At 47.0% G+C, this 2,244-nt stretch carries 1 protein-coding gene; it reads left to right on the top strand.

The features are described from left to right. Positions 1 to 1,065 precede the first annotated feature (1,065 nt). Complete coding sequence (locus ACN0IC_RS15025) at positions 1,066 to 2,238, top strand: hypothetical protein (protein WP_416879576.1); 1,173 nt, start codon at positions 1,066 to 1,068, stop codon at positions 2,236 to 2,238. Positions 2,239 to 2,244: the final 6 nt, after the last annotated feature.

Genomic DNA, 2,244 nt, shown 5'->3' with positions numbered 1-2,244 from the left:
TGGCTGGGATGGTAGGAACCCCAGCCAACCCAGCCCTTTCATCAGCTTACGTCATAGCGGCCAGAAAGCGGGGCAGTTTTGGGGGCATTTCGGCCTAGAATGGGGAGGATCAGCCATCAGTTCAGTTGGGCCCTTTTTATGGGGCGACAGGGCCAGAGAGACCAACTTTGGGATCTCTCAGAGAGTGTCCTGCGCCCCGAAGAAGGGTTGTGGGAAAAGCAAAAAAATGAGGTGGGGAGGTCCCCGCCTGAACACCCCTAAGGATGCCCAGACGGGAAAGCTATTTTAGGGGTAGTTTGAAATGCAGTTCCCTACGGTCCACAGCCCAGGTTCCCCGGCTATCGTCATCGGTTCACCAGATAAGGCATGTTTTTGGAGGGTTGCTAAATCGACCCCTGTATCTTCTGTAAAATCAGAAATTGTACAGGCACAAGCGCTCGTAATAGGTCCATCAGGCTCGACAAAAAAGCAGCTCTGCTTGTCCAGACTGATTACTTCGTAGCTGTATTCGGGAGTTTTGTGACTGTCGGCTGCCTCGCACATACAAAGGTCGTGGCCGTGGCTGTCAAAGGTCTCGGTAGTAAAAATGGTAGTAGTGGTCGTATTCGTAATTGTAATAATGGACATGTGGTAAGTACCTCACGTTGCTCACTGGTTGTGGCGTAAAATCAGCCGGGTGTGAGCCCCCTGTATCTGTTTCATAGGGGAGAGAACGTATGGCATCAGCAGATCTGGAAAACAACCCCTGCGATCAGAAAAACTGGACCCCTAGGATGAACAATCACTCAGGTCACCCAACTAATTAGCGCTCTTAGGTCATGCCCAGCGCCGTTGGTGAGGATTGCCTACTCAGGGCTTCCCGTATTGGGGGTCTCTGAGGGGTCTACTATGGGCTAGGGCTTCCTACTGAGTAATAGGTATAAGTAATGAATAATTAAGAGGAAGAAGAAGAAGAATAAAAAAAAAGAGAAGATAAGGGTAAGTAATGGGGGATAGGATGGGGGCTGGCTAGAGTTGGAGGTCTACCCTAAGCTATGTTCCTGACGGCAGCTTATGGAGCGTTTAATGTCTGAAACCAAATCGAAGTCGCCTTACTTAAATTTTCTTGATCGAGACGGTGATGGGAAAGTTGATATCCATGATTTTCTTTCACTATTTTCGAGTAACCCAAAAGCAATCTCAGCGGTCCCAGCTCTGACAGACAGAGCTTCTGAAGCTTGGGGCCGCCGGGCTAAGGACTTAGATCGGCTTTCTGCTTCAATCAGAGAAAAGGTTAATAGCAATCGTTCGCTTGCTCAGAAATCAACTTTCTCAATGGCGGACAGGCGTATAAATGCACTTCTCAATCGGCTGCAGATAGACTTTAACGACAAAAACCTCGAGGCAGTGCGTATTGGATATATTGATTGTCTAGCCAAAATCAAATCGACAGAGGAAGACATTTCTGACTTGATTGCAGGGTCCTCGCATGCAGTTGGGAAAGAGAAAAATCGATTAGAACAGCGGCTTAAAAAAGTGAAGTTGCTCCATACCAGCTTGCAGGACGAAAGAAGGCGGCTACTTTCTGACTTCGTGGCACATTTCGAGATATACAATGTTGTCATAAGCACGGATCAAGCTGAGGTGTTACTGTCTCGAATTGATTCTGGAGACGTGACAAAGATGACCACTGTCTTTGCAATCATATCGCAGCTTACGATCCAATTCTCAGAAGCCAAACAAGCAAGCGGCGAAAAAACGTCTACTGCACAAAAATATTACGCGATGTATATCGGATTGTTGGAACTGCAGGAGTTTATCCAGACAGAATACATCGAACGGATGGATAAGAATTATCTGCCCGGTATTTCTAGAATCAAGCAACACGCCGAATTACTCATTGCAGAAACGCAAGCGCTTATGAAGAGCATGCCAGAAGAGCACCTGAGATCATACGAAAACAACTTGCAGTCCCAAGAGTTCACCGTCGAGGTTGCCTCAATCTATGAAACAGCATTGCTCGAAGATAGAGCTAGGGCACTGCAGGCTCGTGAGATTGTAAGAAGCCTTCTCAAATTGGCTGAAAACACACTGAAAACAGTTAAAGTTGCCGCCGACCTGGTCTCGCTAATGAAAGACTCCAAAGGGCTTTATGATGAAGTCATGCAATTGCAGACGCCCTCTTTAGTTCCATTCGAAAATCTTGAGCTAAAGAAGGAATTCCAAGCAGTGACTGAAAGGCTCCAACTAGCAAGATAAATTGAG

Origin of the sequence: Litorimonas sp., from assembly GCA_029936425.1 — a bacterium.
Lineage (GTDB): Bacteria > Pseudomonadota > Alphaproteobacteria > Caulobacterales > Maricaulaceae > Litorimonas.
The sequence above is the reverse complement of the archived record's forward strand: the minus strand, read 5'-3'. Positions and strand labels throughout refer to the sequence as shown.